24 protein-coding genes and 1 riboswitch are annotated in these 23,313 nt (G+C 55.1%); of the genes, 13 read left to right on the top strand and 11 right to left on the bottom strand.

Going from position 1 to position 23,313, the window contains the following annotated elements:
* Positions 1–256: 256 nt before the first annotated feature.
* Positions 257–1,075 carry a pyridoxal phosphatase gene (locus RW65_RS02915; protein WP_039055173.1) on the bottom strand — a complete coding sequence of 273 codons (819 nt, stop codon included), beginning with the start codon at positions 1,073–1,075 and terminating at the stop codon, positions 257–259.
* Positions 1,076–1,229: 154 nt separating this feature from the next.
* Between RW65_RS02915 and pgl the strand changes: the two genes are divergently transcribed.
* On the top strand, positions 1,230–2,225 hold the full coding sequence (gene pgl / locus RW65_RS02910; RefSeq protein WP_039055172.1) for a 6-phosphogluconolactonase: 996 nt from the start codon (positions 1,230–1,232) through the stop codon (positions 2,223–2,225).
* A gap of 89 nt (positions 2,226–2,314) precedes the next feature.
* On the opposite strand, the gene RW65_RS02905 is transcribed toward pgl, so the two are convergent.
* The 3 genes from RW65_RS02905 to bioA form a co-directional block, all read right to left on the bottom strand.
* On the bottom strand, positions 2,315–3,598 hold the full coding sequence (locus RW65_RS02905; RefSeq protein WP_039055171.1) for a putative acyl-CoA thioester hydrolase: 1,284 nt from the start codon (positions 3,596–3,598) through the stop codon (positions 2,315–2,317).
* Positions 3,599–3,713: 115 nt separating this feature from the next.
* A complete protein-coding gene (locus tag RW65_RS02900) occupies positions 3,714–4,190 on the bottom strand; it encodes a kinase inhibitor (protein ID WP_039055170.1) in 477 nt (158 codons plus the stop codon).
* A gap of 58 nt (positions 4,191–4,248) precedes the next feature.
* On the bottom strand, positions 4,249–5,535 hold the full coding sequence (gene bioA / locus RW65_RS02895; protein WP_039055199.1) for an adenosylmethionine--8-amino-7-oxononanoate transaminase: 1,287 nt from the start codon (positions 5,533–5,535) through the stop codon (positions 4,249–4,251).
* Positions 5,536–5,621: 86 nt separating this feature from the next.
* Here bioA and bioB point away from each other — a divergent pair, with 86 nt between their 5' ends.
* From bioB to RW65_RS02870, 5 genes are all read left to right on the top strand, one after another.
* Positions 5,622–6,662, top strand: coding sequence for a biotin synthase BioB (bioB, locus tag RW65_RS02890; protein ID WP_039055169.1), 1,041 nt, complete (start codon positions 5,622–5,624; stop codon positions 6,660–6,662).
* Positions 6,659–7,813 (top strand): 8-amino-7-oxononanoate synthase, encoded by a 1,155-nt coding sequence (gene bioF / locus RW65_RS02885; protein WP_039055167.1) that lies wholly within the window; start codon positions 6,659–6,661, stop codon positions 7,811–7,813. The genes bioB and bioF overlap by 4 nt, the downstream gene beginning before the upstream one ends.
* Positions 7,800–8,549: a malonyl-ACP O-methyltransferase BioC gene (gene bioC, locus RW65_RS02880; protein ID WP_039055165.1), complete on the top strand. Its 750-nt coding sequence runs from the start codon at positions 7,800–7,802 to the stop codon at positions 8,547–8,549. The genes bioF and bioC overlap by 14 nt, the downstream gene beginning before the upstream one ends.
* Positions 8,542–9,264, top strand: a complete 723-nt coding sequence (gene bioD / locus RW65_RS02875) for a dethiobiotin synthase (protein WP_039055164.1) — start codon at positions 8,542–8,544, stop codon at positions 9,262–9,264. The genes bioC and bioD overlap by 8 nt, the downstream gene beginning before the upstream one ends.
* A 307-nt stretch (positions 9,265–9,571) precedes the next feature.
* Positions 9,572–10,054 (top strand): Hcp family type VI secretion system effector, encoded by a 483-nt coding sequence (locus tag RW65_RS02870; protein WP_039055162.1) that lies wholly within the window; start codon positions 9,572–9,574, stop codon positions 10,052–10,054.
* A gap of 24 nt (positions 10,055–10,078) precedes the next feature.
* Here the strand turns inward: RW65_RS02870 and RW65_RS02865 are convergent, their stop codons facing one another.
* The 3 genes from RW65_RS02865 to RW65_RS02855 form a co-directional block, all read right to left on the bottom strand.
* Complete coding sequence (locus RW65_RS02865; RefSeq protein WP_039055160.1) at positions 10,079–10,411, bottom strand: DUF1493 family protein; 333 nt, start codon at positions 10,409–10,411, stop codon at positions 10,079–10,081.
* Positions 10,396–10,848 carry an STM2901 family protein gene (locus RW65_RS02860; protein ID WP_039055159.1) on the bottom strand — a complete coding sequence of 151 codons (453 nt, stop codon included), beginning with the start codon at positions 10,846–10,848 and terminating at the stop codon, positions 10,396–10,398. The genes RW65_RS02865 and RW65_RS02860 overlap by 16 nt, the downstream gene beginning before the upstream one ends.
* 439 nt (positions 10,849–11,287) lie before the next feature.
* Entirely contained in the window at positions 11,288–12,010 is a 723-nt protein-coding gene (locus RW65_RS02855) for an ABC transporter ATP-binding protein (protein ID WP_039055158.1), read from the bottom strand.
* Positions 12,011–12,760: 750 nt separating this feature from the next.
* Between RW65_RS02855 and uvrB the strand changes: the two genes are divergently transcribed.
* Positions 12,761–14,782, top strand: coding sequence for an excinuclease ABC subunit UvrB (gene uvrB / locus RW65_RS02850; protein WP_039055157.1), 2,022 nt, complete (start codon positions 12,761–12,763; stop codon positions 14,780–14,782).
* Between the two features lie 210 nt (positions 14,783–14,992).
* Here the strand turns inward: uvrB and pmrB are convergent, their stop codons facing one another.
* The 4 genes from pmrB to yvcK all read right to left on the bottom strand — a co-directional run bounded on the left by pmrB (position 14,993) and on the right by yvcK (position 19,410).
* Positions 14,993–16,078, bottom strand: a complete 1,086-nt coding sequence (gene pmrB / locus RW65_RS02845) for a two-component system sensor histidine kinase PmrB (RefSeq protein WP_039055156.1) — start codon at positions 16,076–16,078, stop codon at positions 14,993–14,995.
* Positions 16,078–16,752 carry a two-component system response regulator PmrA gene (gene pmrA, locus RW65_RS02840; RefSeq protein ID WP_039055155.1) on the bottom strand — a complete coding sequence of 225 codons (675 nt, stop codon included), beginning with the start codon at positions 16,750–16,752 and terminating at the stop codon, positions 16,078–16,080. Before pmrA ends, pmrB begins: the two co-directional genes overlap by 1 nt.
* On the bottom strand, positions 16,749–18,392 hold the full coding sequence (gene eptA / locus RW65_RS02835; protein WP_039055153.1) for a phosphoethanolamine transferase EptA: 1,644 nt from the start codon (positions 18,390–18,392) through the stop codon (positions 16,749–16,751). The genes pmrA and eptA overlap by 4 nt, the downstream gene beginning before the upstream one ends.
* A gap of 109 nt (positions 18,393–18,501) precedes the next feature.
* Entirely contained in the window at positions 18,502–19,410 is a 909-nt protein-coding gene (yvcK, locus tag RW65_RS02830) for a uridine diphosphate-N-acetylglucosamine-binding protein YvcK (RefSeq protein ID WP_039055152.1), read from the bottom strand.
* A gap of 227 nt (positions 19,411–19,637) precedes the next feature.
* Positions 19,638–19,782: riboswitch (molybdenum cofactor riboswitch) on the top strand.
* Between yvcK and moaA the strand changes: the two genes are divergently transcribed.
* The 6 genes from moaA to RW65_RS02800 all read left to right on the top strand — a co-directional run bounded on the left by moaA (position 19,770) and on the right by RW65_RS02800 (position 23,234).
* On the top strand, positions 19,770–20,759 hold the full coding sequence (moaA, locus tag RW65_RS02825) for a GTP 3',8-cyclase MoaA (RefSeq protein ID WP_072037685.1): 990 nt from the start codon (positions 19,770–19,772) through the stop codon (positions 20,757–20,759). (Overlaps the previous riboswitch by 13 nt.)
* 17 nt (positions 20,760–20,776) lie before the next feature.
* Entirely contained in the window at positions 20,777–21,289 is a 513-nt protein-coding gene (gene moaB / locus RW65_RS02820; protein ID WP_039055149.1) for a molybdenum cofactor biosynthesis protein B, read from the top strand.
* A gap of 3 nt (positions 21,290–21,292) precedes the next feature.
* A complete protein-coding gene (gene moaC / locus RW65_RS02815) occupies positions 21,293–21,778 on the top strand; it encodes a cyclic pyranopterin monophosphate synthase MoaC (RefSeq protein ID WP_039055147.1) in 486 nt (161 codons plus the stop codon).
* Positions 21,771–22,016 (top strand): molybdopterin synthase sulfur carrier subunit, encoded by a 246-nt coding sequence (gene moaD, locus RW65_RS02810; protein ID WP_039055146.1) that lies wholly within the window; start codon positions 21,771–21,773, stop codon positions 22,014–22,016. Before moaC ends, moaD begins: the two co-directional genes overlap by 8 nt.
* A 1-nt stretch (position 22,017) precedes the next feature.
* Entirely contained in the window at positions 22,018–22,470 is a 453-nt protein-coding gene (gene moaE / locus RW65_RS02805) for a molybdopterin synthase catalytic subunit MoaE (protein WP_039055145.1), read from the top strand.
* A 56-nt stretch (positions 22,471–22,526) separates the two neighbouring features.
* Complete coding sequence (locus RW65_RS02800; protein ID WP_039055143.1) at positions 22,527–23,234, top strand: Bax inhibitor-1/YccA family protein; 708 nt, start codon at positions 22,527–22,529, stop codon at positions 23,232–23,234.
* Positions 23,235–23,313: the final 79 nt, after the last annotated feature.

Below are 23,313 nucleotides of genomic sequence, written 5' to 3'. Positions count from 1 at the left end.
CCCAAGGGTGAGAGGTATTTCTATAATAAGCATCTACAGATACATAAATAGCTAAAAAATAAAGCGTTGTACTTATCGAAAAAACAACTCCCGCCATTACTGCGTTACATGCAGCACTAATCAGATCTGAACCATTGCCCCAATCCATAATACCCTGCCAGAAAAAATGTTTTGAATGTAAGTATCATAAGGCCGAAGCGCGTTTCTCCTTTTATCGCCCGCCTTACCGGGCGATAAAGGTAAGCGGCACGGCTGTTTACAGCAGATGTTCATTGATAAAGCGGGCAATGCTGTCGGTGGTATTATCGCCAATCACCACGTTTGCATGGGCTTTCACCGCGTCATCGGCATTGCCCATCGCCACGCCCACGCCCGCTGCTTCCAGCATGCTAATATCGTTATAGTTATCGCCAAACGCCACCACGTCCTGCATCGATAAACCCTGCGCCGCGACCCATTCGCGCAGACGGTTACCCTTGCTGTTGCCCGCGCGGGCGATATCCACCTGATCGTGCCATGACCATTCGCACTCCAGACCCAGCGTCTGCTCAACATGATGGGCAAAGGTTTTCAGTTTCTGCGTATCTTCATCCGTCAGGGCAAATTTCCAGATGGCTTCAACTTCTTGCGCGGCTGCGCGCAGGGAGTCGACCTGACGGAACACCGGGCGCTGCTCCGGTGGCAGTTGTTGCGCCCAGCTATTGGTGCGTTCGACATGGCCGGTTGGTTTTTCATACAGCATCGCGTTGTCGACATACATCAGGCCGTGCACCGCGTGTTCCTCCAGCAGCGTAATTAACTGCTGCGCCTGGGAAACCGGCAGCGGATCGGCGCTTAACACTTTTTTTGCATGATAATCATACAAATAAGTGCCATTACAACAAATTGCAGGTGTATCCAGCGCCAGTGCCTGATAAAAAGGGTGGATAGCAACATGATGGCGACCGGTCACTATAATTGGCTGATGACCGGCGGCTTTGGCGCGAGCCAGCGCGTCAAGAGAGGCGGGCAGAAGCGTTTTTTTCGGGGTCAGAAGCGTACCGTCTAAATCGAGGGCAATCACGCGCGAAGTCATATCGTATTCCGTGGTTGATGGTGAATTTCAAAAGTCCGGGGATGGTACACCGGCTCACCGGCTGAGCAAAATCTGTGGGTGAAAATCAGCATCAACCAACAAAACCGACTATCCTGGTTACTTAATGCAGAAGAATTAGAGGAAAGGAGCGTTCATGAAACAAACCGTTTATACCGCAAGTCCTGAGAGCCAGCAGATCCACGTCTGGCGTTTGAATTCAGAAGGAACCCTGACGCTTGTGCAGGTCGTGGACGTGCCTGGCCAGGTTCAGCCGATGGTCGTAAGCCCGGATAAACGTTACCTTTATGTTGGGGTGCGCCCTGAATTTCGCGTTCTCGCCTATCGCATCGCCCCTGATGACGGCGCGCTGACCTTCGCCGCCGAATCGTCGCTGCCGGGTAGCCCGACGCATATCTCCACCGATCGCAGCGGGCGTTTCCTGTTTAGCGCGTCGTACAACGCGGGCAACGTCAGCGTGGTTCGTCTCAACGACGGGTTGCCGGGCGAAATTGTGGATGTAGCGGAAGGGCTGGAAGGCTGCCACTCGGCCAATATCTCACCGGACAACCGTACCCTGTGGACGCCTGCGCTGAAGCAGGATCGCATCTGCCTGTTTAACCTGGGCGATGAGGGTAAGCTGACGGCGCAGGAGCCTGCGGAAGTCGCCACCGTTGAAGGCGCAGGCCCGCGTCATATGGTGTTCCATCCGAATCAGCGTTTCGCCTACTGCGTTAATGAGCTCAACGGCTCAGTGGATGTCTGGCAGCTTAGCGACGCCCACGGCAACATCGAATGCATTCAGACGCTGGATATGATGCCGGCCGACTTTAGTGATACCCGCTGGGCGGCGGATATTCACATTACGCCGGATGGCCGCCACCTTTATACCTGCGACCGTACCGCCAGCATTATCACCGTATTCAGCGTCTCGGAAGATGGCAGCGTACTGGCTATCGAAGGCTTCCAGCCGACGGAAACGCAGCCGCGCGGCTTCAATATCGATAATCGCGGCCAGTACCTGATTGCCGCCGGGCAGAAATCACACCATATCTCCGTTTACGAGATTGCCGGTAAGCAAGGGCTGCTGACGGAAAAATCCCGTTATGCCGTCGGTCAGGGACCAATGTGGGTGGTGGTCAACGCCTTTTAATGTTGCGTGACAGCCATAAAAAAACCTCGCCGCAGCGAGGTTTTTCTTTATTGACCCTGGCAACGTAAGCGCCAGGGTCAAACAACGGCTTATTTTTTCGGCTCGGCCACAACCTGGCTACCTACGCCGCGGTTATTGAACTCCCACATGCGGTTGAACTGTCCATTGTTCAATTCACGCTGTACGTTGCCTTTATCGTCCACGCTACCGGTGTTACCGGCGTAAGCACGGCCGGAAACCGAGGCATTAGCCCAGGGTTTCGCCACGTTAAAGCCTTCGTTAATCACGCTATCGCGAATCACCACCTGGCCGTTGGTGTTGCCATCCACATCCTGTGAGCGGCCCAGCTGTGCGACGCCGTTACCGGTGGCGCTAAAGCGGCTGTTGGTGGCGAGGAAACCGTAATAGAGGTTAGAGAGCGTTGCCGGAGCAAACACGTAACCTTCCTGCTGAGTACGGGAGCTCACCACGCGGAAATCGGTGTTATCAAACACCACCGCGCCGCGACCGGATACGATATCGACATCGCCTTCGAGGTAGCTGTTAGTAACCAGCGTACGGGTCTGGCGATCGCTACGCAGGGTATTATCCACGCCACTGTTGGTCACAAAGAAGGTGTTCTGGCGACCGAGAATATTGACGTTGTTGAGCTGGACTTTATCGCCATCGCTGCGCAGCGCTACCGCCTGGTGGTTACCCGCGTCAACGGTGTCGCCAAGGGTGTTCTGAATGGTCAGGTTTTGCAGCTGCAGGCCATTGTTCTGTGACCAGAACACTGCAGAGCACATCACGCCGACGGTGGCGGCACGTTTGCTCTGGCAGCTATCGAACATATACCACGCCGGTTTGCCTGGCATATATTTGCCCGACGGATTGACCAGACGACGCCAGCTGTTGGTGTCCATCTCTGAATCGATCGCCTGGCCGATTTTCACATCCAGCGCTTTTTCGCCGGTGCCGTAAATGGTCACGCTACCGGAAGCAGCAGGCACATACACGGTGCCCTCATATTCACCCGGCATTACCGCAATATACAGACGGCCGCTGGCGTGTTTGTTAATCGCCGCATCGACGGCTGCCTGAATCGAAGTGTGCGTCACGCCCGGCGTACCGGCTGGGCCGACCACGAAGTCCGCTTTTTCCGGCAGACGGATTGCGTAAGGTTTCCATACCGCGCCGTCCGGCGTCAGAGCAGTGAAATAGCGATCCGCGACAAAGTTCTTCGCCTCAGCGCTGCTCAGGATCGGGCGCGCAGCGGTACCCGGTGCTTTCTGTTCTGAGGGACGTTCTGCCGGTGGGGTTGAGCTACAGGCGGTCAGTGTCACGCCAAAAGCGAGCGCCAGCGCCAGACGGGAAACCGATGATGTGTTCAAGGGGAGCTCCAGACTATGCAAAAAGTTGAAAGAGTGCGTCAAAGCCTGCTTTTTTATACTAAGTTGAGCGAAACGGGAAGCCGATTTGCACATTCGGCGGTAAATCCCGCTAATTTCAGCTAAAAAGGGCGGTGATCGATGCGCTGGAGAGGGCGTGGAAATGGACGTTGAAACCGACCATCGCGCCGCTCGCCTCCTCGTCGACCTCAATCTTTTCCACGTCCAGCGCATAGACGGTGAAAATATAGCGATGAGTTTCGCCTTTAGGCGGCGCTGCGCCACCGTAACCCGCTTTGCCGAAATCCGTGCGCGTTTGTATCGCGCCATCGGGCAGTGCAGCAAGGTTCGAACCCGCCCCCTGCGGCAATACACGCGTATCGGCTGGCAGATTCGCTACCACCCAGTGCCACCAGCCGGAACCCGTCGGCGCATCGGGATCGTAGCAGGTGACGACAAAACTTTTGGTGCCCGCCGGCACTTCATCCCACGTCAGATGCGGGGAGATATTATCGCCATCGTAGCCCATGCCGTTAAAGACATGGCGATGGGGCAGCTTATCGCCGTCGCGAAGATCGTGGCTGACCAGCTTCATATCCACTCCTTTTTATTTTTAGTGATGCCGGGAAGTGTAGCCGATCCCCGGTAAAACCTCAGACAAAAAGGTCATCGCGCAGGACAGCCGCATTGATGGCGCGGGTCAACTGGCTGAGCTGTTGCGGCGTGATGATATAGGGCGGCATCAGGTAGATAAGACGGCCAAACGGACGCACCCAGACGCCTTGTTCGACAAAGAAGCGTTGCAGGGCGGCCATATTCACCGGCGCACGGGTTTCCACCACGCCAATAGCCCCCAGCACGCGCACATCCGCCACGTTAGCCGCACGCCGCGCCTCGGCCAGCTCCGCGTTTAACTGGGCTTCAATCCCGGCAACCTGCTTTTGCCACGCGCCGCTTTGCAGAATTTCAAGGCTGGCGCTGGCTGCCGCGCAGGCCAGCGGATTGCCCATAAACGTTGGTCCGTGCATAAAGCAGCCCGCTTCACCATGGCTGATGGTTTCTGCCACCTCGCGCGTGGTAAGCGTTGCCGAAAGGGTCATCGTCCCGCCGGTCAGCGCTTTGCCAAGGCAGAGAATATCCGGCGCGATGCCAGCATGTTCGCAGGCAAACAGCTTGCCGGTACGGCCAAAACCGGTGGCGATTTCATCGGCAATCAGCAGGATGCCTTCCCGATCGCACATCTTACGGATGCGTTTTAGCCATTCGGGATGATAGATGCGCATGCCGCCCGCGCCCTGCACGATAGGCTCAAGGATCACCGCGGCGATCTCATGGCGATGGGCTGCCATCAGCCGGGCGAAAGCCACCATATCCCGCTCATCCCACTCGCCATCGAAGCGGCTTTGCGGCGCAGGCGCAAACAGGTTTTCCGGCAAATAGCCTTTCCACAAACTGTGCATTGAATTATCAGGATCGCAGACGGACATCGCGCCGAAGGTGTCGCCATGATAGCCGTTGCGGAAGGTGAGAAAGCGCTGCCGCGGCTCGCCTTGCGCCTGCCAGTATTGCAGCGCCATCTTCATCGCCACTTCGACGGCGACCGAGCCGGAATCGGCAAGAAATACGCACTCAAGAGAATCCGGCGTCATCGCCACCAGCTTGCGGCAAAGATCGATAGCGGGCTGATGGGTTATGCCGCCAAACATCACGTGGGAAACCGCGTCGATCTGCTGTTTCATTGCCACGTTAAGGGCCGGATGACCATAGCCATGAATCGCCGCCCACCAGGAGGACATGCCGTCCACGAGGGTTTCGCCGCTGCTGAGGCGCAGCTCGCAACCCTGTGCTGATTCCACCGGGTAAACGGGAAGCGGGGAGGTCATTGAGGTGTAAGGGTGCCAGATATGTCGCGTATCGAAAGCGAGATCGTCCAGGGTCATAATCGACTTGTAAACCAAATTAAAAAGTTTTAGGTTTACAAGTCTACACGCAATAACGATGTTTTTACACTTTTTGGAGAGGCCCAATGGCTCACCACCCACGCTGGACAATGTCACAAGTTACCGCCCTGTTTGAGAAACCCTTTCTGGATCTGCTGTTCGAAGCGCAGCAGGTTCATCGCCAACATTTCGATCCGCGTCAGGTGCAGGTCAGCACGCTGCTGTCGATCAAAACCGGTGCCTGCCCGGAAGATTGCAAATACTGCCCACAAAGCGCGCGGTATAAAACCGGGCTCGAGTCCGAACGCCTGATGGAAGTGGAGCAGGTGCTCGAGTCCGCACGGCAGGCGAAGCGTGCGGGATCGACGCGTTTTTGTATGGGCGCGGCATGGAAAAACCCCCACGATCGCGATATGCCGTACCTCGAAAAAATGGTGGAAGGGGTGAAAGCGCTGGGGCTGGAAGCCTGCATGACCCTCGGCACCCTCAACGATGACCAGGCGCAGCGGCTGGCGGGTGCCGGGCTTGATTACTACAACCATAACCTCGATACCTCGCCGGAGTTTTACGGCAATATCATCACCACCCGCACCTATCAGGAGCGTCTCGATACGCTGGAAAAGGTGCGCGACGCGGGGATCAAAGTCTGCTCCGGCGGCATTGTCGGCCTTGGCGAGACGGTAAACGATCGCGCCGGTCTGCTGCTTCAACTGGCCAACCTGCCGACACCACCGGAAAGCGTACCGATTAATATGCTGGTGAAGGTGAAAGGTACGCCGCTGGCAGATAACGACGATGTTGACGCGTTCGATTTTATCCGCACCATCGCCGTCGCGCGCATTATGATGCCGACCTCCCATGTGCGTCTCTCCGCCGGACGCGAGCAGATGAACGAACAGACGCAGGCAATGTGCTTTATGGCCGGGGCAAACTCCATTTTCTACGGCTGCAAACTGCTGACCACGCCAAACCCGGAAGAGGATAAAGATCTGCAACTGTTCCGCAAGCTTGGCCTCAATCCACAGCAGACCGAGGTACTCAACGGCGATATCGAACAGCAACAGCAGATTGAACAGCAACTGCTGCATGCCGATACCGACCAGTATTACAACGCGGCCTCCGTATGAACTGGCAGCAGCGTATTGAGGCCGCACTGAGTGAACGCCGCGCGGCGGATGCGCTGCGCACGCGACACCCGGTCACCCAAGGGGCGGGGCGCTGGCTAACCCTTGGCAACCAACGTTTCTGTAACTTTTCCAGCAACGATTACCTCGGTTTAAGCCAGCATCCTGCGGTGATCCGCGCCTGGCAACTGGGCGCGGAACGCTATGGCGTTGGCAGCGGCGGCTCCGGCCATGTTAGCGGCTACACCACGGCGCATCAGGCGCTGGAAACCGCGCTGGCGGGCTGGCTCGGCTACTCCCGCGCGCTGCTGTTTATCTCCGGTTTTGCGGCGAACCAGGCGGTGATTGCCGCAATGCTGGGGAAAACCGACAGAACAGTCGCCGACAAGCTGAGCCACGCCTCGCTGCTCGAAGCCGCCAGCCACAGCCCGGCGCAGCTTCGGCGCTTCGCCCATAACGATGTTGGTCAACTGACGTCGTTACTGGCAAAACCTCTGGACGGGCTACAGCTGGTGGTCACTGAAGGCATATTCAGTATGGATGGCGACAGCGCGCCGCTGGGCGCTATCGCCGATGCGGCGCAGCAGGCGCAGGCCTGGCTGATGGTCGATGATGCCCACGGTATTGGCGTGCTGGGTGAACAGGGGCGCGGCAGCTGTCATTCTCAGGGCGTTAAGCCGGAATTGTTAATTGTCACCTTTGGCAAAGGGTTTGGCGTCAGCGGTGCCGCGGTGCTATGCAGCGATTCGGTCGCGGATTATCTGCTGCAGTTTGCCCGTCATCTGATTTACAGCACCAGTATGCCGCCAGCGCAGGCGGTAGCGTTGAGTACGGCGCTGGAGGTTATTCGTAGCGATGAAGGCGACCGGCGGCGTGAAAAGCTGGCGGCGCTGATAACCCATTTCCGCCGTAGCGCAAACCAGCACGCGCTGACGTTGACCGCTTCCTCAAGTGCTATCCAGCCGCTGATTGTCGGCGAAAACAGTCGGGCGCTGCGGCTGGCTGAAAACCTGCGCCAGCGCGGCTGTTGGGTCACCGCCATTCGCCCGCCTACCGTACCGCCGGGCACGGCGCGCTTACGCCTGACGCTAACCGCAGAGCACCAGCCAGAAGATATCGATCGTTTACTGGAGGCGCTGCATGACGGTGAATAAACAGGCGGTTGCCGCCGCCTTTGGCCGCGCCGCACAAAGTTATGCTCAGCATGATGAGTTACAACGCCAGAGCGCCGATCTGTTGTTATCGCACCTGGGCAATAGCGCGCCGACAAGCGTGCTGGATGCAGGCTGTGGACCCGGCGCCATCAGCCGTTACTGGCGGGCGCAGGGTTGCGACGTGACGGCGCTGGATCTCTCGCCGCTGATGTTGGCACAGGCACGCCATGAGAATAGCGCCCACCGCTATTTACTGGGGGATATTGAAGCCCTGCCTGTGGCTGAGCAGCAGTTTTCACTGGTGTGGAGCAACCTGGCCGTACAGTGGTGTGATGATTTACGCCAGGCTATCGGCGAAATGTATCGCGTGACAAAGCCCGGCGGCGTTATCGCCTTTACCACCCTGGTCGCCGCATCGCTGCCGGAACTGAATCAGGCGTGGCGCGCGCTGGACGATCGCCCGCACGCCAACCGTTTTTTAAGCCAGCAGCAGATAGAACAGGCGCTGCAAGGCTGGCGCTGGCGCGGCGCAGTAGAGAGCAAAACGTTGTTTTTTGACAATTCCACGGCAGCGCTGCGATCGCTTAAGGGCATTGGCGCAACACATCTTCACGCCGGCAGGCAGCAGGGGCTGACGCGTGGCAAGTTGCAGCGCTTACAGCAGGCCTGGCCGCAGCAGCAGGGCAAATGCCCGCTGACGTATCATCTTTTTTGGGGAGTTATCAGCCGTGACTGAACGTTATTTTGTTACCGGAACGGATACCGAAGTGGGGAAAACCGTCGCCAGCTGCGCGTTGTTGCAAGCGGCGAATCTGCGCGGTTTACGCAGCGCGGGCTACAAGCCGGTGGCCTCGGACAGTGAGATGACGCCCGCAGGATTGCGCAATAGCGATGCGCTGGCGCTCCAGCGTAACAGCAGCCTGCCGATGGACTACCGCACGGTCAATCCCTACACCTTCGCCGAGCCCACTTCACCGCATATAGTCAGTGCGGATTGCGGCGAGCCGATTGAGGCGCAGGTGATGTCCGCCGGATTGCGTGCTCTTGAAAGTCAGGCGCAGTGGCTACTGGTGGAAGGCGCGGGAGGCTGGTTTACGCCCCTTTCTGAGACGTTAACCTTCGCTGATTGGGTGGTGCAGGAACAGCTGCCGGTCATTTTAGTGGTTGGCGTAAAGCTCGGCTGTATCAATCATGCGATGTTAACTGCGCTGGCGGTGCGCGAGGCGGGATTACCGCTGGCAGGCTGGATTGCTAACGATGTGGTGGCGCCGGGCAAACGTCATCAGGAGTATATAGCGACGCTTCGGCGCGTGATGCAGGCCCCGCTGATTGGCGAAATACCCTGGTTTACCCACGCGCCGGAAGAGGAGAAAACGGGCCATTATCTTGACCTCAGCGTTCTGACACCGGCGTCATCCACTGCGACAGTAGCGGATCATCAAGCTGTTTAACGTCGCCCTGAGCGATGTTGCGCCCATTACAGCGTGGAATGACACGCTGTTTTTTCTCGCCGCTCTTCTGATGACATAAACAGGGCGGGAGACGGGCGTTGTCTGTTCCTTCTTCTCCTTGAGTCGCTTGATTGTGCAGAGATAAATTAGAGCATCCCTGAGCTAAGTCCTTTAGATAAGTGTAAGAAACTGAAGATCCTTAGTACTTCATGTCACAACCCGGCATTCTCCTTATTTTTGTAGCTGCTGTTATTTGATAATATCCATTTTTAAAATACGGATATTTGTCAACCATAAGGATATTTATATGGCTATCCCAGCTTATTTGTGGCTAAAAGATGACGGCGGCGCGTTAATAAAAGGAAGTGTCGATGTTCAGGATCGCGAGTACAGCATCGAAGTGAAGGGCTATCATCATAATTTAATGATCCCTACTGATAATGCCACTGGCAAGGTGACAGGGACACGTATGCACTCGCCAATGCTTATCATAAAGGAATTCGACTCATCCAGCCCTTACCTGTATAAGGCCGTGGCCACCGGGCAGAATCTGGCTTCAGCAGAAATTAAATGGTATCGCATTAACCATGCCGGGCAGGAGGAAGAGTATTTCAATATGTTTTTAGAAAAGGTACGGGTCGTTTCTATTTCCCCCACCATGGCGACCGGTAATAACCCTAATGAAAACCATATGGAAACTGTCGAACTGCGTTACGAGAAAATCACGTGGAAGCATAACGACGGAAATATAATCTTTACCGATTCATGGGATGACCGGCAGACAGCGTAATCATCAAAAGGGGCGAGCGGCCCCTTAATCGTACAACCAGTGGCCAGCCTTCGCCGACTCAATAATCATTTCCAGTGTCAACGTTTTAAACTGGCGGCGAGCCCACTGTTTCTTGAGGCGGAACTGCCACCAGTACAGTTCCGGCATAAAGTAATTATCCAGATTGAAATTACTGTGCTCAATACCGTATCGGGTAAAGAGATCAATGAGCATATCTTCAAGGTCTTCTGGCACGAAGTTGAAATACTCCTGGAATGACCACTCTTTTTTAGCAGGACGCTTTCTTTCACTATATTTTTCAGTGACGTATTCTAAGAACTCTTTTTCATCAGGTAGCAGCATCAGAAAGAGGCCCATTCGATCCGATGTTCCGGTCTGGCTATCAGGTTATATTTATTTCTCGTTTGTCTTGCGATCAGCGCAAGTATAATTACCGCCTGAGTCCATCCGATAAACGGAACAGCCCTGCCTACTGCCGCCCCTATTTTGTTCGTAGTCCGAACTTTACCCATCCCAAAAGCTGTTTCGATCCTTATCCCACCTGGAAAACGAGCGTCCTTGAAGATGCGGCGGGCTACCTTTGAAGCAATACTGGTTCGGCTGCTGGTTGCACCCAGAACCTGGCGTTTAGGTAGCAAAGGCTGGCCTATGATGATTGTTGCTGCGGTCTCGATTGAAACACCCAAATGGTTAGCAAGGCTCTCTGCATAAATGAGCCAGAACAGTTCCTGATGCGTTACATTTGCGTTGCCATGATAGAAATAAGTCCCACCCAGTTCTTCAACAGTATCCATTCTATATTTCCTCCATGTTCGTAGTTAGCGTTAGGTTAACTGCCACACATAAAAAACGTATCGATTTGTTGATCGCGATCTCGCATAAGCACCGATTGCTTCACGGGCATCCCTAAAAGAGGGCGCTAAACGGTTGCATACGTCATGAAGAGACTACGGTTATCAGACCACGCAGAAATAACATTAGAAAACTTATACTACCGACAAGTTAATAACGCATTATACCGGAAATAGCGTAAGTAACCGGATAGAGACATTCCCTGAGATGTTAAATTCGGGCGCTGTGTCACCCAGCAGAAATGGAATATTTTAGTTAAATTATGCCGGTGTAATTACCCCGCATAGCTGCGTCATTCACCTTTAGTGATCTTCCGGCAAAGCGAAATACCCTGGTTTACCCACGCGCCGGAAGAGGAGAAAACGGGCCATTATCTTGACCTCAGCGTTCTGACACCGGCGTCATCCACTGCGACAGCAGCGGATCATCAAGCTGTTTAACGTCGCCCTGAGCGACGCTGCGCCCCCGATGCAGCAGGCAGAAACGATCGGCGACCCGGCGGATAAACGACAGATGCTGTTCAGCCAGCAGAATAGTCATGCCAAACTCCTGATTAAGCCGCACGATCAAATTGCCGAGCTTATGAATAAACGCCTGGCCCAGCCCGCGCGTTGGCTCATCAAGGATCAACAGGCGTGGCTGGATGACCAGCGCCCGCGCCATGGCCAGCTGATGCTGATTATCCTCCGACAACTGGGCAGCGCGCAGCTGGCGCATTCCGTACAGCTCCGGGAATAAATCGTAAATATCCCGGCGCATCGCGCTGCCCGGCTCGCTCCCGGCGCGCATCGCAATCTGCAGATTTTCCTCAATGGTCAGCTGCGAAAAGATGCGCCGGTCCTGTGGAACGTAACCGATGCCGATGGCGCTACGGTGTTCCGCTTGCAAGGTAAGCAAATCGCGCGGCGGTGCGCCCGCTTCCTGCCAAATCATACTTCCGCTCTCAATAGGCAAATAACCAGTAATGCAGTTCACCAGCGTCGTTTTTCCCATCCCCGGCAGACCAATAACCGATGTGCAGCTCCCGGGTGTGAGCTCAAGATCCACATTCCATAACGTATGCTGATTACCGTAATACTGATTCACTGATCGTAGGCTCAACATGCTCCGCTCCTTATTTCGGATTCGATGACAGAGCAATAGTGCAAAAGGCTTGCCAGAAGCAAAACCAGGCTTTTTTTTCGGATACGGCTGAGAAAAGTGGCATTTAAAACGTCAAGCGTGAAGAAGCCAGGTAAAAATTCTGCACTTTGCCAGTGCTTGCAGTGTTGTAGTTTGGTGCAGCAAATCGTGAATTTGTGAAAACGATCTCATGAGGATCTTAAGCTGGGGTGAGCGAAAAAAATCGCCAAACGATGAAAAAAAATTTTAGCAGCCCCAATCTGGGAAAAAATGGGATTTGGACAGCAGGCGGGGCGTCCGGCCTGGCAGCAGTTATCCACTATTCCTGTGGATAACCTTGTGCATTAGAGTTAGAAAACATGCGCCAGGCGAGAAGGGGCGCGGCTTGCGCCTGAATTGGTGCGAAACGCGGCTTTTTGAATTTATCGAAATTTATCAATTACTTATATAAAAGCAATGGCTGTAAGAAAAGTGTCACCCGCTGCCACATAAGTTTCAAGGGCTCGCTTGACAAATGTTAAAGGATGAAAAATTTTGGGGATAACCTGAAAGTGTGGGTGTTTTCTCTACGCGGTGGGTAAATTTGCGGCGAAAAGCCATGTTTCAGCGAGGAGTAGAACAGAATTACAGCTTTGCCACTGTTTTTTCATCCAGTGTTATTTATTGGCAAAAGTGAACAGGGTGAGTAAAATGTGTTACCTGCCCGCTCATTCCTTCATCAGGTAGCCGTTCATGAGTAAACCGTTAAAACTGAATTCCGCTTTTCGTCCCTCCGGCGATCAGCCTGACGCTATCCGTCGCCTCAAGGAAGGGCTGGAAGACGGACTCGCCCACCAGACGTTGCTCGGTGTGACGGGTTCCGGGAAAACGTTCACCATCGCCAACGTGATTGCCGATCTGCAGCGCCCGACAATGGTGCTCGCGCCGAATAAAACCCTGGCCGCGCAGCTGTATGGCGAAATGAAAGAGTTTTTCCCGGATAACGCGGTGGAGTATTTCGTCTCGTACTACGATTACTACCAGCCGGAAGCCTACGTGCCGAGCTCGGACACCTTTATCGAAAAAGACGCCTCGGTCAACGAACATATCGAGCAGATGCGTCTGTCGGCGACTAAGGCGCTGCTGGAGCGTCGCGACGTGATTGTGGTGGCCTCCGTTTCCGCTATCTACGGTCTGGGCGATCCGGATCTGTACCTGAAAATGATGCTGCACCTGACGAAAGGGATGATCATCGATCAGCGTTCGATCCTGCGCAGGCTGACGGAGCTGCAATATACCCGCAACGATCAGGCTTTCCAGCGCGGTACCTTCCGCGTGCGCGGCGAGGTTATCGATATTTTCCCGGCGGAGTCGGACGATCTGGCGCTGCGCGTGGAACTGTTTGATGAAGAGGTTGAGCGGCTGTCGCTGTTCGACCCGTTGACCGGCCATATTGAATCGGGCATTCAGCGTTTCACCATCTACCCAAAAACCCACTATGTGACGCCGCGCGAGCGCATCGTGCAGGCGATGGAAGAGATCAAAGTGGAGCTGGCTGACCGGCGCAAGAACCTGCTGGCGAACAACAAGCTGCTGGAAGAGCAGCGCATCAGCCAGCGTACGCAGTTCGATCTGGAGATGATGAACGAGCTGGGCTACTGCTCCGGGATTGAAAACTACTCGCGCTATCTCTCCGGGCGCGGGCCGGGCGAGCCGCCGCCGACGCTGTTTGACTACCTGCCCGCCGATGGCCTGCTGGTAATCGATGAATCCCACGTGACCATCCCGCAGATTGGCGGCATGTTCCGCGGCGACCGTGCGCGTAAAGAGACGCTGGTGGAGTACGGATTCCGTCTGCCTTCGGCGCTGGATAACCGGCCGCTGAAATTTGAAGAGTTTGAGGCGCTGGCGCCGCAGTCGATTTATGTCTCGGCAACGCCGGGTAACTACGAGCTGGAGAAATCCGGCAGCGAAATCGTTGAGCAGGTGGTGCGCCCGACGGGTCTGCTCGATCCGGTGATTGAAGTGCGCCCGGTGGCGACGCAGGTCGACGATTTACTGTCTGAAATCCGCAAGCGCGCGGCGATTAACGAACGTGTTCTGGTGACGACGCTAACCAAACGGATGGCGGAAGATCTTACCGAATATCTGGAAGAGCACGGCGAGAAGGTGCGCTATCTGCACTCGGATATCGACACCGTTGAGCGTATGGAGATTATCCGCGATTTACGCCTCGGCGAATTTGATGTGCTGGTCGGTATCAACTTGCTGCGTGAAGGGCTGGATATGCCGGAAGTGTCGCTGGTGGCGATCCTCGACGCCGATAAAGAGGGTTTCCTGCGTTCTGAACGCTCGCTTATCCAGACCATTGGCCGCGCCGCGCGTAATATCAACGGCAAAGCTATTCTCTACGGCGATAAGATCACCCCGTCGATGGCGAAAGCGATTGGCGAAACCGAACGCCGCCGCGAGAAACAGCAGCGCTATAACGAAGAGCACGGCATTACGCCGCAGGGTCTGAACAAGAAAGTGGTGGATATCCTGGCGCTTGGCGAAGGGCTGGCGAAGACACGGGCGAAAGGCCGTGGCAAATCCCGTTCGCCTGTCGAGGTGGAAGCCGCTGAATTTGCATTAACGCCAAAAGCGCTGCAGCAGAAGATCCACGAGCTGGAAGGGCAGATGATGCAGCATGCGCAGAACCTTGAGTTTGAAGAGGCCGCGACGGTACGCGATCAGCTTCATCAACTGCGTGAGCTGTTTATCGCCGCCTCCTGACGCCGCCGTGCGTCAGGGCACAAAACAACAAAAAAGAGCGCCTGTGCGGGCGCTCTTAATGTTTGCTTAACCCATTCCATGTCAGACTGCCTTCGATGATTCTGGAGGGCAGTACAATGCAGCATTTTAAGGTTCGTGAGTTTTTTGCCGTCGCCTTTGCGCTGGCGTTGGTATTTGGTTTTGTTCACCTGTGGATAGCGACTTACTGATCTATACCTGGCGGGTGGAAGGGTGAAATTTTACCCACGCCCGTACGCCTGTTTGCTGTAGCCGGTTGTGCAGAAAGAACTGTGCGTCATGCAGTTGCGCAATACGCGTCACAATGCTTAATCCCAGCCCCGCGCCGCCGTAGCGGCTATCCATGCGTACAAACGCTTTACTCAGCTCACCGCTGCGGCTTTCGTCGATGCCAGGCCCTTCATCCTCCACCGCCAGCAGCGGCGCGTCAGGGTTTTCAATACGCACGGTGATGGTCGATCCCACCGGGCTATAGCGGTGCGCGTTCTCCACCAGGTTTCTCACCAGCAGCCGTAGCAGCGTGGCGTCCCCGGCGACGGCAACCTCGTCTGCAGGCTCAACGATGGCCAGGCTCTGTTCCCGCGCCGCAAGCATCTGTTCCAGCTCGCTGTTCAGGGGCAGCAGAACGTCCTGCAGCAATATAACCTGCTGATAACTGCCCGCCGAGAAGGATTGCCCGACGCGCGCCATCAGCAACAGCTGGGCAATGTTTTCCGTCATCTGTTCTAGGCGCTGCACCAGCGGTTCAACGTTAATGCCGCTGGTTTTCGCCATCAGTTCCAGATGCAGGCGCAGCCCCGCCAGCGGCGTGCGCAGCTCATGGGCGACATCGGCGGTAAACAGCCGTTCCCGGTCGAGGGTGACCGTTAACCGGGAAACCAGTTCATTAATCGACGAGGTGACCGCCTCCACTTCGCTGACGCTGTTGTGCAGGGTGATAGGTTGCAGATTGTTTGGCGTGCGCTTATTTAACTCCTCCTGCAGCTCCAGCAGCGGACGGGTAATGGCTTTTACCGCCTGCATACAGAGCAGCAGCGCCAAACCGACAATCAGCAGGCTGGGCACCAGCAGGCTGGCTACCGCTTCGCGGACTTCATGCTCAACATGTTTACGATTATTGTTGTTATGAATTGCCGCCTGGACCAGCAGCTGGATTTGTTCTTCGCTTTCATGCCACAGCCAGAAAACGCTTACCAGTTGGCAAAACACCAGAATGCCGCCGATGGTCAACAGCAAGCGACGGCGCATGCTCCAGTGTCTGAAATTGAACAACGTCATTAATCAGCCCGTTCCTGCGGAAGCACCAGCATATAGCCAAAGCCGCGCACGGTACGGATGCGCGATTTACCAATTTTTTCGCGTAAATTATGGATATGCACCTCCAGCGTATTGGTAGAAGGCTCGTTGTCCCAGTTGTAGATATCGTTATAGAGGATCTCTCTGTGGACCGGGCTTTCGGCTTTCATCATCAGGCGCGACAGCAGGGCGTACTCTTTCGGCGTCAACTCCAGCAACTGACTTTCGAGCCACGCCTGGCGGCGCGTCACATTCAGCGTTAAATTGCCATGGCAGATTTCGTTATCGCCCTGGTTATTATGCCGGCGCAGCAGGGCGCGGATGCGCGCATTCAGCTCTTCAAGAGCGAAGGGTTTCACCAGATAATCATCGGCACCGGTATCCAGCCCGGCGACGCGATCTTCCAGGGTGTCGCGGGCGGTAAGAATGAGTACCGGCAGGGTGTATTTTTCCCGGCGCAGGCGGGTGAGCAGATGTAAACCATCTTCATCCGGTAGCCCCAAATCCAGCACCAGCAGGCTGTAATGGCCGTTCGCCAGAGAAAGCGCCGCTTCATGGGCGGTCGATACGCCATCGCAGGCGTAGCCTTCGCTTTGCATCGCCAGCATCAATCCCTGCAGGAGCAGTGCATCGTCTTCAACCACCAGAATTTTCATTTCACCTGCCCCCGGCACGCGGTTAAGAGATCGTCCTCGGCACGGTAAACGTTCGTGCTAACGCCGAGTATACCCAACATTGTCGGGAAGAGGTTGTCCTGAGAGACGGCCTTGTCCCGCGCATTTTTTTGCAGACACTCACCGCTCACGCCATAACGCGTTTGGTAATCCTGCGACAGCCAAATCAGCAACGGAACATGTTTTTGCGTTTCCGGTGCGATGGAGTAAGGCAGACCGTGCAGATAAACGCCATTTTCACCCAGCGACTCGCCGTGATCGGAAAGGTAGACCAGGCTGGTGGTGAATTTATCCTGTTTCGATTCCAGCAATTTAATGGCCTTATCAACAATATAGTCGACATACAAAATGGTGTTGTCGTAGGTATTGATCAGCTGCTGCTGGGAACAGGTTTGAATTTCGTTGGTATCGCAGGTCGGCGTAAATTTACGCAAGCGAGCCGGATAACGGTTGTAATAGGTCGGCCCGTGGCTACCAATGGTGTGTAATACAATCAGCCCGTCGCCCGGCAGGGAATCGATATAGCTGGCGAGATCGCGAAATAAAATCTCATCCTGGCATTCCCCTTCAATACAGTAATCGTGCAGATTTAACTGTGTCATATCCTGGTGCGGAACGCGATCGCACGCGCCTTTACAGCCGCCATCGTTCTCATTCCATAACACCTTAATGCCCGCGCGCTGAATAATATCCAGCAACCCCTCCTGATGTTCCGCCAGCTGATCGTCATAATGGGCGCGCGGCATACCGGAAAACATGCACGGCAACGAAATGGCGGTGGCGGTGCCGCAAGAGGCGGTGTTCGGGTAATAAATGACATTATCTTGCTGTAACAATGGGTTGGTTTCACGGGCGTAACCGCCGAGTGAAAAGTTCTCCGCGCGGGACGTTTCGCCGACCACCAGAATGGTTAGATTCTTGCGCGCACCGTGCTGCATTTCTGCACGCTGGCGCGCGTCTTCGCCAATATGCACCAGCGGCAAATGGGCCGTGCGGCTATGGGAATACCACGAGAGTGAGGCGGCAATAGAATTCGACGGGCTAAGGGATTTCACCAGCTCTTTATTATTGCGAAACAGCGAGGCGTAATCTTTATAAAATAACAGCGCTATCGCCAGGATGACCAGTACGGAAATAACAATGCTGGCAAGACGCAACATCACGCTGCGTAACGCAGAGCGGGCGGGTTTTATTTTGATCCACCAGGCGATGATAATCGGCACAATACCCGTCAGCAGCAACATTAACATCATCCTGGTCGACAGCAGGGCGAAGCTTTCCGCCGGTGTGGTATCGAGGATATTGGTGATCATCGAACGGTCGATAATAATGCCAAAGGTCGAAATAAAATATTGCGCCGCCGAACTGACCAGCAAAAATAACGAAATAACCAGACGATCGAGACGGATAAGCGACGCCAGCGACACCACGATCGTGATAACGCTAAAGGCGACCAGCGGCATAGAGAGAAAGACCAGCCAGCTATGCAATGAATCCACCGGCAACAACATAAATGCCTGATGATAAAAGACGATATTCAGCACCAGCGCTATCCAGCCGGCGAAGAGCAGAATAAAGTGCAGACGGCTTAAGGAAGGCCGATGAAAACGAAGCGTGCGCATACTCAGATCCAATAAGGAAAGTCGCGCTATTGTGTCAGCCTATTTTTAAGACAACCTTAAGAAATTAAGCAAAGCGACGGCGGCGTCAAAAAATACAGTCGCGGGTGGCTTAACCGAGTTGCTGTACCGCTTTTTCCAGCGCCGCGCGCAGTAACTGTCTGTCGTGGCGGTAGGGAATATCGCTGGCTTCCAGCACTTCCTGAACGATCAGCCGATCGCTGACGTCGCGGGTATCGACTTTCGGCCCTACAACGGCGGCATCGATGATTTTTTTGCCCACGTACTGCTCCATAATGGTCAGCTTATCGGCAAGGGAAAGACGGGCGGCGGCCGGGCTAAGCTCTTTACCCAGGTTGCCAATATAGACGACCGGCGCGGGGGTGCGGCGCAGCGCCTGTGCCAGATCGTCAAGCAGCAGCAGCGGCAGCAGGCTGGTGTAAAAACTGCCGGGGCCAATCAGAATCAAATCCGCTTCGGCAATCGCCTGCACCGCTTCGCGGGTGGCATGTACCTTTGGAGAAAGCATCAGTTCCTGAATCGGTGCATGAAGCTGGTCAATATTGACCTCGCCATAAACCGGGTGGCCTTCGCTGTCGGTCGCCATTAAATCGACGGGCTGCTCGGACATGGGAATTAAAAACGCATCCACCTTTAATAAGTTACGAATTAAATTGATCGCTTCCAGAGGCCGCACGCTCAGGTGATCCAGCGCCTTTAACATTAAATTTCCAAGGTTATGCCCGGAAAGTTCGCCATTACCGCTAAAACGATACTCAAACATCGCTGACGCCACGCTCGGTTCGGTGATCAGCTGGTTTAAGCAATTACGCATATCACCCCAGGCGATACCGCCTTCGGAGCGGCGAATACGCCCGGTCGAACCGCCGTTATCAGTAGTGGTAACAATGCCGGTAAGCCTTGAGCCTAATGAGGCGAGCGAGGACATTACACGCCCAAGACCATGCCCGCCGCCGAGGGCGACAACCCGATCCAGGTCGGCAAGTGTGCGGTTACGCATAGGGATTCCTTATGAAGATCTACCGCCCTACGTTAACGTAAATACCACTAAAAGACGATGCCGCGAACAACGGAAAATGACACATATCAAGGCAAAAATTCGATTTTCACGTACTCTGTGATGAAAGTGCACGATCACGCCGCTATATAATAATTTATACAGCGACAATCGTGATAGCGAAAGCTCGTCGATCGCGCTACTATCGCCGCGAGCAATTTTAGCGTTACTGACAATACATACACTCAAGCCTTAGCGACCTAAATCATCCGACATGGCGCGTTGGCCGTAGCAAACCAAAGGGTTTTGCTGCCAGGGTGCAGGAAGAAATGACTGCATCTCCCGTATTTGGAAAGGTGTACATGGCCTCACAACTTACCGATGCGTTCGCGCGTAAGTTCTTTTACTTGCGTTTGTCGATCACTGATGTTTGCAACTTTCGTTGCACATACTGCCTGCCCGATGGCTACAAACCGAGCGGCATCAATAACAAAGGCTTTCTCAGCGTCGACGAAATTCGTCGGGTGACCCGCGCCTTTAGCGCGATGGGCACCGAGAAAGTGCGCCTCACCGGCGGCGAACCTTCATTACGCCGCGATTTCACCGATATTATCGCCGCCGTGCGTGAAAACAGCACTATTCGCCAGCTTGCCGTAACCACCAACGGCTATCGTCTTGCACGTGACGTCGCCCGCTGGCGCGACGCTGGCCTGACGGCGATTAACGTTAGCGTTGATAGCCTCGATGCGCGCCAGTTTCATGCCATTACCGGGCAGGACAAATTTCGCCAGGTGATGGAGGGTATCGATAGTGCTTTCGATGCTGGTTTCGCCAAAGTGAAAGTCAACACCGTACTGATGCGCGATGTGAATCATCATCAGCTCGATACCTTTCTGGCGTGGATCAAATCGCGCCCCATCCAGCTACGCTTTATAGAATTGATGGAGACCGGTGAGGGCAGCGAACTGTTTCGCAACCATCATATCTCCGGCATGGTGCTGCGTGATGAGCTGTTAAAACGTGGCTGGATCCACCAGCTGCGCCAGCGCAGCGACGGTCCGGCGCAGGTTTTCTGCCATCCGGATTACGCCGGTGAAATCGGTCTAATCATGCCTTATGAAAAAGATTTCTGTGCCAGCTGCAACCGCCTGCGCGTCTCATCGACGGGTAAACTGCACCTGTGTCTGTTTGGCGAAGGTGGCGTCGATCTGCGCGATCTGCTGCAGGACGACACGCAGCAAGGGATGCTGGAACAGCGGATTGCCGTCGCGCTGACTCACAAAAAGCAGACGCACTTCCTGCATCAGGGCAATACAGGCATTACGCACAACCTTTCATACATCGGCGGGTAAACCGCAAGGAGAATGACATGAGCCAGGTCAGCGATGAACTTATCCCGGTCAGAGTGGCTATTTTAACCGTCTCAAACCGTCGTGGCGAAGAGGACGATACCTCTGGCCACTGGTTGCGCGACGCAGTGCATGAAGCGGGTCACCAGATGGTCGACAAAGCCATTGTCAAAGAGAACCGTTATGCCATTCGCGCCCAGGTGTCCGCGTGGATCGCCAGTGAAGAGGTGCAGGTGGTGCTGATCACCGGTGGCACCGGATTGACGGAGGGCGATCAGGCCCCGGAAGCTCTGCTGCCGCTGTTCGATCGTGAAGTGGAAGGTTTCGGCGAAGTATTCCGTATGCTGTCATTTGAAGAGATTGGCACCTCGACATTGCAGTCGCGCGCCGTCGCGGGAATGGCGAACAAGACGCTGATTTTTGCCATGCCCGGTTCGACCAAAGCCTGCCGCACCGCATGGGAAAATATCATTGCCCCGCAGCTCGATGCGCGCACGCGCCCGTGTAACTTTTACCCCCATCTTAAGAAATAAGTTATGTCACAACTGACCCATATTAACGCCGACGGCGAAGCGCATATGGTGGATGTCTCTGCCAAAGCGGAAACCGTGCGCGAAGCCCGCGCCGAAGCCTTTGTCACCATGCTGCCGCAAACCCTGGCGATGATCGTTGAAGGAAGTCACCACAAAGGCGATGTTTTTGCCACCGCGCGTATCGCCGGGATTCAGGCGGCGAAACGCACCTGGGAGCTGATCCCGCTATGCCATCCGTTGCTGCTGAGTAAAGTGGAAGTGACGCTGCAGGCCGAAACGGAGCAAAACCGCGTGCGTATCGAAGCGGTATGCCGCCTGAGCGGGAAAACCGGCGTAGAGATGGAAGCGCTGACGGCGGCCTCCGTGGCGGCGCTGACCATTTACGATATGTGCAAAGCGGTGCAGAAGGATATGGTGATTGGCCCGGTGCGCCTGCTGGCGAAAAGCGGTGGCAAATCCGGGGATTTCAGGGTGGACAGTAATGATTAAAGTGCTATTTTTCGCTCAGGTGCGCGAGCTGGTCGGCTGCGACAGCACCAGCATTGAGACGCTTTTCCCCTCCGTCGAAGCCCTGCGTCAGCATCTGGCCTCCCGGGGCGATCGCTGGGCGCTGGCGCTGGAAGAGGGCAAGTTGTTAGCGGCGGTCAATCAGACGCTGGTAAGTTTCGATCACCCCTTGCAAAGCGGGGATGAAGTCGCTTTCTTCCCACCGGTGACCGGAGGCTAAGATGGGCGAAACGCGAATTTGTGTCGATCGCGCCCCGTTTAGCGTGGGTGATGAATATGCCTGGCTGGCCGCTTGCGATGAAGATGGCGCGGTGGTCACTTTTACCGGCAAAGTGCGCAATCACAACCTCGGCGACAGCGTAAGCGCGTTAACCCTTGAGCACTATCCGGGGATGACGGAAAAATCGCTGGCGGAAATCGTCGACGAAGCCCGTGGCCGCTGGCCCCTCGGGCGCGTTACGGTTTACCATCGCGTCGGCGAACTGTGGCCGGGGGATGAGATCGTTTTTGTCGGCGTTGCCAGCGCGCACCGCAGCAGCGCCTTTGAAGCTGGGCAGTTTATTATGGATTACCTGAAAACCCGTGCGCCGTTCTGGAAACGCGAGGCGACGCCAGAAGGCGATCGCTGGGTTGAAGCCCGCGACAGCGATAAACAAGCGGCGAAACGTTGGTAATTCATTGAGCGGGGATGTGTTAATCTTAAAGCACTATCCCTCACTCTGGAGTAATTATGGACCGTTACCCACGTACTGATTCAATTGTTCAGCAAAGCCGCACCGGCTTGCAAACCTTTATGGCGCAGGTGTATGGCTGGATGACCTGCGGCCTGCTGCTCACGGCTTTTGTCGCCTGGTACGCCGCGCGCAGTGAAGCCATCATGTCCTTCGTTTTCTCCAGCCAAATCACCTTTTTTGGCCTGATTATCGCGCAGCTGGCGGTGGTGTTTGTGCTCTCCGGCATGATTCATAAACTGAGCGCCGGTCTGGCGACCACGCTGTTTATGCTCTATTCGGCCCTCACCGGATTGACGATTTCCAGCATTCTGCTGATCTATACCGCACAATCCATCGCCGCGACGTTTGTCGTCACCGCCGGGATGTTTGGCGCGATGAGCCTGTACGGCTACACCACCAAACGCGATCTCAGCGGCCTTGGTAGCATGCTGTTTATGGGGCTGATTGGTATCCTGCTGGCGTCACTGGTTAACTTCTGGCTGAAAAGCGAAGCGCTGATGTGGGCAGTCACCTATATCGGCGTGGTGATTTTTGTTGGCCTGACGGCTTACGATACGCAGAAGCTGAAAAACATCGGCCAGCAAATCGATGTCCGTGATGCCACGCAGCTGCGCAAATCCTCTATTCTTGGCGCGCTGACGCTGTACCTGGACTTTATTAACCTGTTCCTGATGCTGTTGCGTATTTTTGGCAACCGTCGCTAACGGATGCTGTACCGATCCCGGCCGTAAGGGCCGGGATTTTTTTTGCCTGATGGATCTGTTGTCTGCCTTTCATTCCCGT

Source organism: Enterobacter sp. Bisph1 (genome assembly GCF_000814905.1).
GTDB lineage: Bacteria > Pseudomonadota > Gammaproteobacteria > Enterobacterales > Enterobacteriaceae > Kosakonia.
Note: the sequence above shows the minus strand (reverse complement) of the source record. Positions and strands in the feature narration are given on the sequence as shown.

Coding starts and splice junctions, on each gene's coding strand:
- RW65_RS02915 (WP_039055173.1), bottom strand. CDS start 1,075: ATGACTTCGCGCGTGATTGCCCTCGATTTAGACGGTACGCTTCTGACC.
- pgl (WP_039055172.1), top strand. CDS start 1,230: ATGAAACAAACCGTTTATACCGCAAGTCCTGAGAGCCAGCAGATCCAC.
- RW65_RS02900 (WP_039055170.1), bottom strand. CDS start 4,190: ATGAAGCTGGTCAGCCACGATCTTCGCGACGGCGATAAGCTGCCCCAT.
- bioA (WP_039055199.1), bottom strand. CDS start 5,535: ATGACCCTGGACGATCTCGCTTTCGATACGCGACATATCTGGCACCCT.
- bioB (WP_039055169.1), top strand. CDS start 5,622: ATGGCTCACCACCCACGCTGGACAATGTCACAAGTTACCGCCCTGTTT.
- bioF (WP_039055167.1), top strand. CDS start 6,659: ATGAACTGGCAGCAGCGTATTGAGGCCGCACTGAGTGAACGCCGCGCG.
- bioC (WP_039055165.1), top strand. CDS start 7,800: ATGACGGTGAATAAACAGGCGGTTGCCGCCGCCTTTGGCCGCGCCGCA.
- RW65_RS02870 (WP_039055162.1), top strand. CDS start 9,572: ATGGCTATCCCAGCTTATTTGTGGCTAAAAGATGACGGCGGCGCGTTA.
- RW65_RS02865 (WP_039055160.1), bottom strand. CDS start 10,411: ATGGGCCTCTTTCTGATGCTGCTACCTGATGAAAAAGAGTTCTTAGAA.
- RW65_RS02860 (WP_039055159.1), bottom strand. CDS start 10,848: ATGGATACTGTTGAAGAACTGGGTGGGACTTATTTCTATCATGGCAAC.
- RW65_RS02855 (WP_039055158.1), bottom strand. CDS start 12,010: ATGTTGAGCCTACGATCAGTGAATCAGTATTACGGTAATCAGCATACG.
- uvrB (WP_039055157.1), top strand. CDS start 12,761: ATGAGTAAACCGTTAAAACTGAATTCCGCTTTTCGTCCCTCCGGCGAT.
- pmrB (WP_039055156.1), bottom strand. CDS start 16,078: ATGACGTTGTTCAATTTCAGACACTGGAGCATGCGCCGTCGCTTGCTG.
- pmrA (WP_039055155.1), bottom strand. CDS start 16,752: ATGAAAATTCTGGTGGTTGAAGACGATGCACTGCTCCTGCAGGGATTG.
- eptA (WP_039055153.1), bottom strand. CDS start 18,392: ATGCGCACGCTTCGTTTTCATCGGCCTTCCTTAAGCCGTCTGCACTTT.
- yvcK (WP_039055152.1), bottom strand. CDS start 19,410: ATGCGTAACCGCACACTTGCCGACCTGGATCGGGTTGTCGCCCTCGGC.
- moaA (WP_072037685.1), top strand. CDS start 19,770: ATGGCCTCACAACTTACCGATGCGTTCGCGCGTAAGTTCTTTTACTTG.
- moaB (WP_039055149.1), top strand. CDS start 20,777: ATGAGCCAGGTCAGCGATGAACTTATCCCGGTCAGAGTGGCTATTTTA.
- moaC (WP_039055147.1), top strand. CDS start 21,293: ATGTCACAACTGACCCATATTAACGCCGACGGCGAAGCGCATATGGTG.
- moaD (WP_039055146.1), top strand. CDS start 21,771: ATGATTAAAGTGCTATTTTTCGCTCAGGTGCGCGAGCTGGTCGGCTGC.
- moaE (WP_039055145.1), top strand. CDS start 22,018: ATGGGCGAAACGCGAATTTGTGTCGATCGCGCCCCGTTTAGCGTGGGT.
- RW65_RS02800 (WP_039055143.1), top strand. CDS start 22,527: ATGGACCGTTACCCACGTACTGATTCAATTGTTCAGCAAAGCCGCACC.